Below are 12,763 nucleotides of genomic sequence, written 5' to 3'. Positions count from 1 at the left end.
TGGCCTATGTAATGTGGGCTCCACCCCGGAGCCATGCCTACAAAATGGTAGCGTACCTTACTCCCTGCTAGGGTTAGACGACGGTAATGGGTTCTTAACCAACCGTGATTTCAGTCAGCACCTCGGGCAGCACCTCAGCCGGTGAGCCCAGGGGCGGCAGCATTTCGATCTCAGCGCTGTTGTAGAGCACCATCGTGGTTGAGGCGTTTTCTTCAAAACCAATGCGCTTATAAAAGCCCTGCTGATGGGTCGTCATCAGGTAGACGCGCTCTACCCGGCTCATGTGGGGGTGGGCGACCAGGGTTTCGACCAGCCTGCGGCCCAGCCCACCGCCCTGATAGTCAGGCGAAATCACCACATCCCAAATGGTGGCGCGAAACACGCCGTCGGAGGTGGCGCGGGCAAAGCCAATCAGCTGGTCGCCATCCCAGGCGGTAACGACGGGGTAGCTGTGGGCGATCGCGGTTTCCATATCAGCCCGGGTGCGATCTTTAGCCCAAAACGCCGCCGCCTGAAATAGACTCACCAGCTGATTTAGGTCAGCCGCAGAAAATTGATTGGTGTACTTAAACTGAATAGCACTGCAATCCATCGACAACCTCTGTTCACATCCCGACTAGGGCTAAGGGTTTAGTAGGAGTTAGCTAAATCGCAAATATCTCTTTGGGTTTTGCCCCTGGCTTGGGTGATTCAGCTAACGCAGCCAGTCGCTAACCCCCGCCAGCTAGCCGGTGATCAACGGCACTCGGCTGACTGGCTACCTATTTGCGAGAGCAACGTCGAGGGTGCGCCCAGCGCCATGCTCTCTAGACAGAATAAACAGATTTTTTGAATAGCGGTATACCAAAACCCGAATTCTATTGACATTGCCAACAAGCCCTGACAACTGCATGCAGCAGGGGCTAGGGTTTACGGCTTAGGGTATGTGGTCTGAGGGTGCTTCTGTAACCCAAAACCCAGAGCCCGAAGTTATGCCGGGGTGCGCTGCTGGCGCAGCTTCCACACGACGCTGGAGACCAGGTTGGTCACCGTATGGGCCACAATGGGCACCAGCAGATTGCCCGTCAGCACCGCCCCGATCGCCAGCACCAGGCCAATGGCCGTAGCCCACACCACGTAGGTCCACTGCTGCAAACTGCTCAGGTGCAGCACCCCAAAGCTAGCCGCCGACACCGCAATGCCCAGGGCATTGAGCCCGATCGCAGGCAGCATCACTCCGCGAAACAGCAGTTCTTCGCTCAGCCCCGGCAGCAGCCCCAGCCAAATTAGGTCGGGCCACTGTAAGGGCTGTAGCACCATAGTCAGGTAGGTGTCGGCACTGTGGCGGTAGGCGGGCCACAGCCGGTAAACAACCCCACTGGCCAGGGTGATCGCCAGGCCCAGGCCTACGCCCAGCAGCCCGTCCTGCAGCGACAGCCGCAGCGGCAGCAGGCCCGCCGAGTCAAAATACAGCCAGATTTTTGAAATTAGCAGCAGCACGACCGCCGTTACGCCCATAGCGGCCAGCACCTGCATTCGGGTCAGCGGTTCGAGGGGCGGGTTGGGCTGCGGGTCGTTGGCGGGCGGCTGGGTCACAATAGGTTAAAGCTTGAGCGGGTAGGGCATTGCTATCTTAGCGAAGCGATCGCGGGGAATCCGGTTTAATTCGGTGGTTGTGGGTCTGTCTAACGTCAGATTTGTAGGGGCGTTGCACTGCAATGCCCCTACCAGGTATCAGCTGCCAATCAGAGTTTTGTAAGTTGGATTTGGGATTAAGTTGCTTTAGTCCTGAGCGGGTGGGGTTTTGGTGAAGGGCCAGGTGAAGTAGAAGGTGGTGCCCTCACCCACGGCAGAGGTAAGCCAGACGCGCCCCTTTTCGGCTTCGATAATTTTTTTCACTACGGCCAGGCCCACGCCAGTGCTTTCAAAGTCATCACGGGCCTTGAGGGTTTGAAAAATGGTGAAAATTTTGTCGTGATACTGGGGCGCAATGCCGGGGCCATCGTCGGCGATGGCAAATTCGAGCCACTTGCCGCGATCGCGCCAGCTGATATGCACGGTGCCCTGGTCGCGATGGTGGTGCTTAATGGCGTTGTTGATCAGGTTGGCAAATACTTGGCCTAGGGCGGTTTTGTGGCTGTAGAGCGTGGGCAAGTCGGTCGGGAGGTCAACCACAAACGATTTGGGTGGGGCCAGAGAGTCGACTACATTGGTCAGCAGTTCGTTGACATCGATCGCCACAATGCTGCGCTGGCGGCGACCCACCCGCGAGTATTCCAGCAGGCCGTTGATCAGCGCTTCCATACGGTCTACCCGGCTGCGCAGTAGCTCTAGCTGGCGCTGGTTTTCGGGCGGTAGCTGGTTGCCCAGGTCTTCGCCAATCCAGTCGGCCAGGTTAGAGATGGCGCGCAGAGGCGCTTTGAGGTCGTGGGAGGCGACGTAGGCAAACTGGTCAAGCTCAGCGTTACGCTGCTCTAGCATGGCGGTGGTATGGGCCAGTACCAGGTTGGTGTTGGCCATTTCGTCGGCTCGGTGCAGCAGCTCCTCGCGGGCGGCTTTGCGGTCTTCGATGTCCTCAATGATGGCAATAAACGCTGAGGGACCGTCGGTGTCATCGCTTTCGACTGAAACCGTGGCCAGTGTCCACAGGGGGGTGCCGTCTTTGCGCAGGTAGCGCTTCTCAAACTGACAGGGGGTGCGCTCGGTGATCAGTTTCTGGTAGTAGTACTCATCCTGAAGTCTGTCGCCCTCGTAAGTAATGGATTGAAAGGAGCGATTGATAAGCTCTTCGGGCCGGTAGCCCAGAATATCGCAAAACTTTTGGTTTACCTGTATCCACTGTCCTTCCCAGTTGAGTCGGGCCATGCCCACTGCGGCCTGCTCAAAGACGGCTCGAAATCGCCTTTCGCTGGCCCGCAAGTCAAGCTCGGCCTGCTTAGCTGCGGTGATGTCTTGCAGTACTCCGACCATGCGCTGGCTGCACCCGTCTTTAGCGTTGACCACGCGACCGTAGGCGCTCACCCAGTGCATGGTGTTGTCGGGCCAGCGCAGGCGATACTGCCCGGCAAACTCGCCCTGGGTTGCGATCGCCTCCTGCACCAGCCTTTCGATGGCGGGCAGGTCGTCGGGGTGCACCCGTTCGGCCCAAACCACCGCTGTCTGGGGCGTGGTACCCGGCTCCAGACCCAAAATGCGCTCGATCTGAGGCGACCAGATCTGGGTGTCGCTGTCGAGGTGCCAGTCCCAAGACCCCATCTGGGCGGCACCAAGGGCCAAATTGAGCCGCTCTGCGGTGTCTTGCAGGTCGTCTTTGGCTCGCTGTAGGGTGGCGCGATCGCGCCGCTCCTGCTCCAGCAGGGTTTCAATCTGCTGATTGGCCTCCTCCAGCTGAGCGGTCCGGTGCTGCACCCGCTCCTCTAGGGTTTGGTTCAGCTGCCTGACCTCCATCTCGGCGGCGCGTAGGCTAGCCTCGGCCTGCTTGCGATCGCTAATTTCGCTCTGCAGCGCCTGGTTCATATCCATTAGCTGAGTCAGGTTAGGCAACGCCAGCGCCAGCGGTAGCCGGGGCACCAGTTCTAGCGCCGTAGCAAGGGAAACCAGCGCGGTCAACGCCTTCACTGCTCCCGACACCCAGTAGGTCGGAAACCACAGCGTCCACACCTCTAGCAGGTGAGTGGCACCGCAGGCGGCAATAAACGCCGCAAATAGCCAAAACAGCGGCTTAAAGGGCAGATCGGACCGCCGCTGCACCAAATACACTAGTGCCCCCGCGATCGTCCAGTACGACAGCGCAATCAGGGCATCCGACAGGAGATGTAGCCACACCAGCCCCGGCCGCCACAGGTAGCAGTGCCCGTGAGGAATAAATGGCCCCGACAGCAGAGACTGCCAGTAGTCAACCATGGCACCATCCTTTCTACGGCGAGTTGAGGGAGATATGAGGTTAGAGAGAGACGGGTCTAAGGAGAGACAAATAAGCTGTTAACCTTCCTGAAATACCACGTCCTTTGGCCGCCCACAGTCTATCTTTGGAGAGAGGCCGAAGGCATAGTAGGTCAGCCCGAGGATACGTGCCACCCTTCTAGAGTTGGCGCATAATCAGAGGACCTCGGGCACTAGCATAGCCCGTAGTTTTTTACAATGCCTCATTTAGGGGGCCACCTATGACAGATATTCGCATCGTATTGATTGAAGATCATGACCTTACTCGCTTAGGTCTAAAGGCGGCGCTCCAGCGAGTACCTGGTATGACTGTAGTGGGCGAAGCCGCCAATGGGGCACGGGGCCTCAGCCTGCTCGAAACCGAACATCCCGACATTGCGATTGTGGATATCGGTCTGCCCGATATTGATGGTATTGAGCTGGTAGAGCGGCTGCGCCAGAGCCAGGGCGAACTCGATGAAAACCCCACCCGCGTGCTCATGTTGACCATGCACGACAGCGAAGCTGCGGTCATGGCCGCCTTTGCTGCAGGGGCAGACTCCTACTGCATGAAGCAAACCGAGCTAGACGACCTAATTGTAGCCGTTCGCGAAACCAACGAAGGCAACTCGTGGATTGACCCGGCCGTCGCCAGCGTGGTGCTGCGTCAGGTGCGCAAAACCCCGGCTGGAGCCATGGCAGCCAGCAACCGCACCGTCGCGATCGAGGCGGTAGAGCCTGAGTTTGAGCAGATTTTAGAATCGTACCCGCTGACCGAGCGCGAGCTTGAGATTCTGGAGCTAATTGTTGGTGGGTGCAGCAACGCTGAGATTGCCGAGCGCTCTTACATCACCGTAGGTACCGTAAAAACCCACGTGCGCAGCATTCTTAACAAGTTAGGGGTAGACGATCGCACCAAGGCCGCCGTGCGAGCCCTGCGATCGGGGCTGGTGACCTAAGGCTGCGCGATGGCTCTAGGGTTGCTCAAATTTTAGTTAGCCGTGTCCTCTAGAGTCATGGTTAAATAATTTCACAACCGTTCATAACTCTCAAGAATTGACTTGCGAGCGGTTGTCAAACCCCGAAGCACCCCTATGGACACCACCCCCTCTACTCTGCTACCCACCCTGGGTCAGCTTCAGCGTCGGCTGACCCAGCGGTTTCAGCGGTTGTACCGCGACAAGCTCAATCACACTCCTGGAAAGATCACGTGCCAAATTTTAGAAGAAAAGCTGCTGTTTGTGATTGAAGACTCGGTTACTAAGCCCGAGCAGCTGCTGGTAGATGAAGGTCAGGCAGAGTTGGCAGAACAGGTAAGAAGCGACCTGGCCATGGCACTGCGCCCGCAAATCATTGAGATGACTGAAGCCGTCCTCGATCGCGAGGTTGTTGACGTTTTAACCGATGCCACTCTGGCCACTGGCCGCACCAGCGTAGTCATCATTCTCTCTGAGCCACCGGAGGCGCGCCCTGCGGCCAAAGACTCCTCAAGCTAGTGCCCGTCAGGTTCAATCATAAGGATTCCGTAGGGTGCATAGGGCTACCCCAGCGCAAAGCCACAGGCCACTCAAGGCCGACGCCAGGACTAACTATAATTCCACGACAAAGCGGTTGGGTCATAAGATCCAACCGCTTTGTCGTATTAGGATGCCGCCGCTTAGGCCACTAAGTTGCCGACCGAGGCACAGATGTGCTGATGAAGCGATTGATCAGGTGCTCCAACGGCTCGATCAAAAAGGGCTTGCTGATGTAGTCATTGAACCCTGCCGTCAGAATTCTTTGGCGATTTTCCTGCCCTGCCAGGGCCGTTACCGCGACTACAGGAATATCTCGGGTGCCTGCATCGGCCCGCAGCTGCTGAATAAGACTGTAGCCATCGACCTGGGGCAGATGGATATCCGACAATATGAGCTGGGGATGGTGCTGTCGTGCAGCGACCAAAGCGGCTAAGCCATCAGCCACAAAGCAAGTCTCGCACGATAGCTGCTCTAATATATAGGCCATCAGAGTGAGGCTGTCGTCATCGTCGTCTACCACCAGTACCATTGGGGGCTGGGGTCGAGTAGCGAGTGAAACAGAGGCTGAGTTTTGCACCACCACAGGCGGAGTTCTCCACATAGAGACCACAAAATGCAGGGCTAGCTATTGCTGGAGCCTGCTAGGGAGGCATTCCGCCCGTGGTCAAAGAGCACGCGAAAGGACTGGCTTAAGGGGAGAGTTAAGGTCTGCTGAACCGTGGCCTGGATGAGTCAGGTAACGTTTAGCAGAGCTAAGAAAACAAAACTTTTCTTTAGTTTTGCTTAATCTTTTGCCCATCTTAGCACAGCCCCTCTAAGGGTGTAGAGAGGAAGGCCAAACTGGAGTCACCTTCTTAATTTCTCTCGGTAGATAGATTCTCTTTGTTAAGAGTTGCGGCCGTGCGAATGAGGAAGACGTTTTCGAGCGGTGACGGACGCGAAACGTCCCATCCAGCCCAGTAACCTTAACAGCATAGAAGGGCGAGGGGGCGGCGCGATGTGCCCGCTACTACGAACAGCGCCAGGAAATTTGGCCGCCAGCAAAAAATAGAGTTGGGTGGGGGCGATCGCGGTTCGTGGCTCTTGTTTCCCCAGTCCCGGCCTACCCCAGTTTCACCGCGCTGGGTTTGTTAGACTATGGGAGTCCTACTGGCATTTCCCCTCACCCCACAAGGATTCTTTGGCATGACGGTTGCACCCTTACCGACTCCTTTAATTAAAACTAGCGACCTGCTGCAGCGCGACTACTCAGCCCCCCGCGATCGCTTCGATGCCGCCTGGGAGGCGACTCTATCTACGCTGCTGGGCTTAGGTCGCTCTGCTGGAGCCGACTTCGTTGAATTTTTTCTAGAGCGCAACAACTACATCAGCTGTCAGGCCGAAGACGACGCCATTACCAGCCTCTCGCCGCGCCTGGTGACCGGGGCTGGGGTGCGAGTGTTTGTGGGCAAGGCCGACTGCTACGTCAGCACCAACGACCTCACCTTTAACGGACTCAAGGCCGCTCTCGACAAAGCCCTGGCTATTATGGGGCTCACCTTACCCGGCCCCCACGCCAACCTGGCCGAAATCAACCTAGAGCTGCTGCGCGACTACGCCACCGCCAAGGGCAAAGACGACTGGCTGGCTCAGTGCAGCTCGATGCAGGAAATGGGCGACGTGCTGCTCGCCGCCAATACCGCCTTGGCCAAAGATGCCAGCCACGTGCAGTCGCGCCGCGCCGTCTACTTTCGCGACTGGCAGGAGGTGCTGGTGGCCGCCAGCGACGGCACCTTCGCCCGCGACATTCGCCTCACCCAGTCGGTAGGCTACAACCTGCTCTGCGCCGATGGCGAGCACCGCTCCTCCATTGGCCAGCGGGCGGGCGACACCAGTGACCCCGCCTTTTTGCGCAACTGGGACTTTCGCTCGGCCTCGGCGGATGTGGCCGAGTCGGCGGGCAAAATGCTCTACGCCGACTACGTGGAGTCGGGCAGCTACCCGGTGATCATGGCCAACAAGTTCGGCGGTGTGATTTTCCACGAAGCCTGCGGCCACCTGCTGGAGACTACCCAGATTGAGCGCGGCACCACCCCCTTTATGGACAAGAAGGGCCAGAAGATCGCCCACGAAAATCTCACCGCCTGGGATGAAGGAATTTCGCCCGACGCCTTTGGCACCATCGATATGGACGACGAGGGTATGCCCGCCCAGCGCACTCTGCTGATCGAGAACGGCGTGCTGAAGAACTTTTTGAGCGATCGCGCCGGCTCCATGCGCACCGGCCACCCCCGCACCGGCAGCGGTCGTCGCCAGGGCTTTACCTACGCCGCCGCCAGCCGCATGCGCAACACCTACATCGCCCCCGGCGACTACTCCCTCGACGAGCTGTTTGCCTCGGTCGAAAAAGGCATCTACTGTAAACAGATGGGCGGCGGCAGCGTTGGCCCCACCGGCCAGTTCAACTTCGCCGTCTCTGAAGCCTACTTAATTGAGAACGGCAAAGTCACCAAACCTCTCAAGGGTGCCACCCTGATCGGCGAAGCCACCGAAATCATGGACAAAATCTCCATGTGCTCGAATGACCTGGATCTCGCCGCTGGCTTCTGCGGCTCGATCAGCGGCAGCATCTACGTCACCGTGGGGCAGCCCCACCTGAAGGTGGACTCGATCACCGTCGGTGGCCGTTAGAAAAGCGGGTGGGTGGACGAACCAGGGAGGTAATGCGCTGATGTCAAATCTTGAGCAAATTGAGGCAGCGATCATTTCGCTGCCATCTAGTGAGTTTGAGAAATTGAGAGTCTGGTTTTTTGATCTGGACTACGAGCGTTGGGATCGGCAGCTAGAGCAGGATGTTTCAGACGGTAGGCTAGATGCCCTGGCTCAAGAGGCGATCGCTGAGTTCGAAGCGGGCCACCGTCGAGAACTTTGAAATGCACTATGCCACCCAGCGATTTTGGCAATGCTACAACTCCCTCCCCGAAAACGTACAGCGCACTGCTGATGAATGTTACACGTTGCTTAAAGCCGACCCGTCTCATCCCTCTTTGCACTTTAAGAAATTAGGCAAAAAGTACTGGTCTGTCCGGGCAGGCTTGAGCCATCGAGCTTTAGGTGTGGACGTTGAAGGCGGCATTTCTTAGTTCTGGATTGGAACCCATGCTGAGTATGACAAGTTGATTAGCCGCTTGTAGCAACCCACCGTGTAACCCTTCCACTTTTTTACCCATCCACTCTCACACTCATCCATCCCTTACTTATCAATCACTATGCCCTCCATTCAAGACATTGCCGCCTACGCGGAATCTAGCGCCAAGAAACTCGGCATTTCTAAATACGACGTCTACGGGTCTTCCGTGGACGAAACCAGCGTGCAGGTCGACAAGGGCGACCCCAAGCAGGTCAAGGCCTCGAACCGCTCCAGCGTGATCGTGCGGGTGTGGAACCCGGACGGCAAGGTGGGGGTGACCTCCACCAGCGATGTCGACCCACTGGGTATGGATTTGGCCCTGCAAACGGCTCAGGAGGCCAGCGCTTTTGGCGTTAGCGACCACATCCCCGACTTTAGCCCCGAGTCGGTGGCCCCGACTGCCGATGTGCAGGTGGAGACGGTGCCTCCGGCCCCGGTGGGTGACTTAATTTCGACCCTGATCGATGTGGAGAAGCAGCTGCTGGCGGCTCATCCGGCGATCGCCAGCGTGCCCTACAATGGCCTGGCCCAGCGCAGCATCGATCGCTTTTACCTCAACAGCGCTGGGGCCTTGCGCCAGGAGGCTCGCTCCTACGCCTCGCTGTACCTGTACAGCAAGACCGAGCAGGAGGGCCGCAAACCCCGCTCTGCCGGGGCCATGCGGGTGAACCGGGGCCTGCCCCTGCTCGACATTGACGGCTGCCTCAAAGAAGCTACTGAAAAAACTATCAGCCACCTCGACTACAACAAGGTGGCCTCGGGCAAGTACCGGGTGGTGTTTTCGGGTGAGGCGTTTTTGAGCCTGCTGGGCGCGTTCTCGAATATGTACAACGCCCAGAGCGTGCTGGACAACCGCAGCCTGTCCGATAAAGACTCTTTGGGCAAGGTGGTGGCTTCGCCGCTGCTGTCGGTGTACGACGATGCCCTGCACCCCGAGAACGTCAGCGCCGAAACCTTTGACGGCGAGGGCACCCCCACCCGCCGGGTGTCGATTATTGAGCAGGGCGTGCTGACCCAGTTTTTGCACAGTGCCGGAACGGCCAAGCGCATGGGGGCCAGCCCTACGGGTCACGCCAGCATTGGCGCTAAGGTGTCAGTCAGCCCCAGCTACTACCACGTGCTGCCGGGGGCTGAGGCTTCGACCGAGTTCAGCCTAGACAATGCTCAAAACGTGATTTTTATTGACGATTTACAGGCGCTCCATGCTGGGGTAAATGCGCTCCAGGGGTCATTTTCGCTGCCCTTCGACGGCTGGTTGGTGAACGGGGGGGAACGCGTCAGCATTGAGTCGGCTACGGTGGCGGGCGACTTCTGCGACCTGCTCAAGGCGATCGTGCATGTGGAGCCTGAGGTCGAGATTACCCCCGGCGGCCTGTGCCCACGCGTCTGGGTCGATGCTCTATCGATTACTGGAGAAGGTTAGGGGCAACCCAGTTCTGTACGCCTTCCTGCACCAGGCCAATGCCGACCTGCATCAGGGTAAAGCCCACTCCGGCTAGCAGGGTTGCCTTTGCCAAGCCAATATTCAGCCCGGCCCGCACAGCGGCGATCGCTCCTAGCAGCGTCCACCCGGCTAGGGTCAGGGTAATTGGTCGGCCCAGCAGCGGAATCACTGTCAGCAGGTTGAGCATCTGGGGCGCGTAGGCAAACCCCACCGGCACCAGTAGTTCTCGGTAAGGGGGCACGGGGGTCAAATAGCTGTTGATCTTCCAGAGGCCGTAGGTCCACAGGTAGTACCCGACTACCACGCTGAGGCCATTGATCAGCACACCTGCGACCAACTCCAGAAAGGAGGGTTTGTAGAGCAGCAAAATGAGGCCACTGCCCAACCCGTGGGACAGGCCCGCCAGCGCCACAATGCTGCGGGCATACCGCGCCGCTGCCGGGTACTGGTGGCTATGCTCATAGAAATCTTGGTTGAGGGTGAGGGCATCTGCCAGCACCTGTCTCAACCACCTGATAGAATGCCGCTGACCCATAGCTGTATCTATGACTACCTGGCCCAGTCTACCGCTGGGGCGTGCCAATGAAGTCTTTCCTGCAAACTCTGATCGCGCGATCGCTCGGCGATACCAGTAAGTTGCTAACCGCCCTGGGGCTGTTCTTTTTAGCCTGGGGCACCATAGCGCCGATTAGCACCCTGTCGTGGTGGCTGCGCGACGGCAACCGGCTGGCTCAGCAGCGGCCCGAACTGCCCGCAGACAACGTCGCGACTGGGACAGGGCCGCCGTGCTACCTGGTGTTTTTGGCGGGGGTGGGCAACGTGGCCGACGTCGATCTGGCCCCAGGCGAAGACGTCTTTTTGACCCAAATGGCGGCGGCTGTACCCAACTGCGTCGTGGTGCGCGAGGTGTTTCCCTACTCGGCGGTGAGCGATAACGTGGGCGGTCAGCCGTTCTTTCGCTGGGTATGGCGACTCAGCGAGCGCACCGGCGGCGACGATGCGCCCGCCCGCATCGTCCTCAAGATTCGCAATCTGTGGCGCATGGCCCTCTCCGCCGACAGCCGCTACGGGCGGGCCTACAACCGGGGGGCAGCGGCCACCATTCTGGAGCGCATGGCCGCCACCGAGGCCGTTCCACTGGAGGCCGACGAGCCGTTTCAACTGGTGTTGGCGGGCACCAGCGGTGGTGCCCAGGTGGCTCTGGGGGCAGCTCCCTACCTGCAGCAGTGGCTGCCGGTTGAGATTACGGTACTGTCGTTTGGCGGCGTGTTTGACGGTCAAACGGGTTTTACTGCCGTTGAGCAGGTCTACCACTTCTACGGCCAGGATGACTGGATTGATAACCTGGGCGTCGTGCTCTTTCCCTCGCGTTGGGAGTGGACGTTAGGCTCAGCCTTCAACCAGGCCCAGCGGGCGGGGCGGTATGAGGCGATCGCAATTGGCCCCCACGCCCACGACGGCGATCGCGGCTACTTTGGCCAGGCCCTGGTGGGGGGTGAAGCCCCAGGTGATACCTACCTGGATCTGACCCTGGAGCAGGTTAAGTCTCTGCCAATCTGGCCCAGCCCTTAGTTTCAAGGTGTAGCGATGGATTCTGCTCTATCAACGCCGCGCTCTGGCTACACGCTGCCGGTGTTTGCCTGCGCCGGGGCCGTCGCCGCGCTGCGGTGTCTGGTGGCGACTAGCGATCGCCCCCAAACCGTTACCCTCGACCTGCTCAACCCGCCCCGGCTCGCCGAGATTGCTATCCATCAATTAGCGCCCCTGCCCGATGGCTCGGTGCTGGCGATCACTCACAGCGACCCCGGCGACAACCTCGACCTCACCCGCCATACGCCTCTGTGGTCGGTGGTGGCGTGGGCCAGCGACGCCCAGATTGAACCCATTCACATCGACGGCGGCGAGGGCATTGGGCGACAAGTGGACCAGGGAAATGCGCCCGCCATCTACCGCTACGCCAAAGAGCTGATATTGCACAACCTGACGCCCCTGCTGCCTGCGGGTAAAACTCTGCGAGTCACGATTATTCTGCCGGAGGGCCGGGCACTGGGCGATCGCACTTCCAATGCCGCTTTTGGGGTGGTCGAGGGGCTGTCGCTGCTGGGCACCGCCGGTATTTCTGAGCCCCTCAGCGCCCCCGGCCAGCTTGACCAGTCGAGGCAAGTGCTAAGGGACAAAGCTGCTCAGTACCGCCATCTGGTGTTTTGCCTGGGCGAAAACGGGCTAGACCTGGCGGTGAAGTTGGGGATCGCCTGCGATCGCCGGATCAAAACCGCTAACTGGCTGGGGCCAATGCTGGTAGAGGCGGGGCAGCTGGGGGTAGTTGGCGTGCTGCTGCTGGGCTACCACGGCAAGCTGGTGAAGCTGGCCGGAGGCATTTTTCACACCCACCACCACGTTGCCGACGGTCGGCAAGAAATTCTCGCCGCCTGCTGCGCGGCAGTAGGGGTAGAGTTACCTGTTATTCAAAGCATCTTGGCCGCTAAAACCGTCGAGGCGGGGCTAGCAATTCTGCGCCAGGACGAAACCCTAGTCCAGCAGGTGTATCAGCACATGGTTGAGCGCATTGACGAGCGGGCCGCTGCCTACGTCTATGCTCATACGGCTCACTCCCTAACCGTAGGGACGATGGTGTTCGATCGCCAGCGTCAGATCGTCGCCCAGAGTCATCTAGCTAAAGGCCTGTTCAATCAAGTTTTGGTAGACTAGAAAGAATAACTTTTTATAAAACGT

Annotated in this window: 13 protein-coding genes; 8 read left to right on the top strand and 5 right to left on the bottom strand. The window is 58.9% G+C overall.

Annotated features, from left to right (window positions below; all coding sequences use genetic code 11):
• Nucleotides 1-94: 94 nt before the first annotated feature.
• The 3 genes from IQ265_RS11415 to IQ265_RS11405 all read right to left on the bottom strand — a co-directional run bounded on the left by IQ265_RS11415 (nucleotide 95) and on the right by IQ265_RS11405 (nucleotide 3,882).
• Nucleotides 95-592: a GNAT family N-acetyltransferase gene (locus IQ265_RS11415; protein WP_194053535.1), complete on the bottom strand. Its 498-nt coding sequence runs from the start codon at nucleotides 590-592 to the stop codon at nucleotides 95-97.
• A gap of 377 nt (nucleotides 593-969) precedes the next feature.
• Nucleotides 970-1,575, bottom strand: coding sequence for a CPBP family intramembrane glutamic endopeptidase (locus tag IQ265_RS11410; protein WP_347404949.1), 606 nt, complete (start codon nucleotides 1,573-1,575; stop codon nucleotides 970-972).
• Between the two features lie 186 nt (nucleotides 1,576-1,761).
• Nucleotides 1,762-3,882, bottom strand: a complete 2,121-nt coding sequence (locus IQ265_RS11405) for a PAS domain-containing protein (RefSeq protein ID WP_194053533.1) — start codon at nucleotides 3,880-3,882, stop codon at nucleotides 1,762-1,764.
• 260 nt (nucleotides 3,883-4,142) lie between these two features.
• On the opposite strand from IQ265_RS11405, the gene IQ265_RS11400 reads away from it, so the two are divergent.
• Nucleotides 4,143-4,859 (top strand): response regulator transcription factor, encoded by a 717-nt coding sequence (locus IQ265_RS11400; protein ID WP_106921913.1) that lies wholly within the window; start codon nucleotides 4,143-4,145, stop codon nucleotides 4,857-4,859.
• A 135-nt stretch (nucleotides 4,860-4,994) separates the two neighbouring features.
• On the top strand, nucleotides 4,995-5,396 hold the full coding sequence (locus tag IQ265_RS11395; RefSeq protein WP_194053527.1) for a DUF2294 domain-containing protein: 402 nt from the start codon (nucleotides 4,995-4,997) through the stop codon (nucleotides 5,394-5,396).
• Between the two features lie 169 nt (nucleotides 5,397-5,565).
• Here the strand turns inward: IQ265_RS11395 and IQ265_RS11390 are convergent, their stop codons facing one another.
• Nucleotides 5,566-6,018, bottom strand: a complete 453-nt coding sequence (locus IQ265_RS11390) for a response regulator (RefSeq protein WP_228037810.1) — start codon at nucleotides 6,016-6,018, stop codon at nucleotides 5,566-5,568.
• Nucleotides 6,019-6,602: 584 nt separating this feature from the next.
• Here IQ265_RS11390 and IQ265_RS11385 point away from each other — a divergent pair.
• From IQ265_RS11385 to IQ265_RS11375, 4 genes are all read left to right on the top strand, one after another.
• Nucleotides 6,603-8,087, top strand: coding sequence for a TldD/PmbA family protein (locus tag IQ265_RS11385; RefSeq protein WP_194053525.1), 1,485 nt, complete (start codon nucleotides 6,603-6,605; stop codon nucleotides 8,085-8,087).
• 40 nt (nucleotides 8,088-8,127) lie between these two features.
• Nucleotides 8,128-8,328 carry a hypothetical protein gene (locus IQ265_RS11380; protein ID WP_194053523.1) on the top strand — a complete coding sequence of 67 codons (201 nt, stop codon included), beginning with the start codon at nucleotides 8,128-8,130 and terminating at the stop codon, nucleotides 8,326-8,328.
• Between the two features lies 1 nt (nucleotide 8,329).
• Entirely contained in the window at nucleotides 8,330-8,539 is a 210-nt protein-coding gene (locus IQ265_RS30100; RefSeq protein WP_278002740.1) for a hypothetical protein, read from the top strand.
• Between the two features lie 126 nt (nucleotides 8,540-8,665).
• A complete protein-coding gene (locus IQ265_RS11375) occupies nucleotides 8,666-10,009 on the top strand; it encodes a TldD/PmbA family protein (protein WP_194053521.1) in 1,344 nt (447 codons plus the stop codon).
• On the opposite strand, the gene IQ265_RS11370 is transcribed toward IQ265_RS11375, so the two are convergent.
• Nucleotides 9,993-10,529, bottom strand: a complete 537-nt coding sequence (locus IQ265_RS11370) for a hypothetical protein (RefSeq protein ID WP_194053519.1) — start codon at nucleotides 10,527-10,529, stop codon at nucleotides 9,993-9,995. The two genes, IQ265_RS11375 and IQ265_RS11370, sit on opposite strands and share 17 nt — an antisense overlap.
• Nucleotides 10,530-10,612: 83 nt before the next feature.
• On the opposite strand from IQ265_RS11370, the gene IQ265_RS11365 reads away from it, so the two are divergent.
• Both IQ265_RS11365 and cbiD read left to right on the top strand, forming a co-directional pair.
• Nucleotides 10,613-11,602 carry a hypothetical protein gene (locus IQ265_RS11365; RefSeq protein ID WP_194053517.1) on the top strand — a complete coding sequence of 330 codons (990 nt, stop codon included), beginning with the start codon at nucleotides 10,613-10,615 and terminating at the stop codon, nucleotides 11,600-11,602.
• A 15-nt stretch (nucleotides 11,603-11,617) separates the two neighbouring features.
• Nucleotides 11,618-12,739 carry a cobalt-precorrin-5B (C(1))-methyltransferase CbiD gene (gene cbiD / locus IQ265_RS11360; RefSeq protein WP_194053515.1) on the top strand — a complete coding sequence of 374 codons (1,122 nt, stop codon included), beginning with the start codon at nucleotides 11,618-11,620 and terminating at the stop codon, nucleotides 12,737-12,739.
• Nucleotides 12,740-12,763 lie beyond the last annotated feature (24 nt).

Origin of the sequence: Nodosilinea sp. LEGE 06152 (assembly GCF_015207525.1) — a bacterium.
Classification (GTDB): domain Bacteria; phylum Cyanobacteriota; class Cyanobacteriia; order Phormidesmidales; family Phormidesmidaceae; genus Nodosilinea.
Note: the sequence above shows the minus strand (reverse complement) of the source record. Positions and strands in the feature narration are given on the sequence as shown.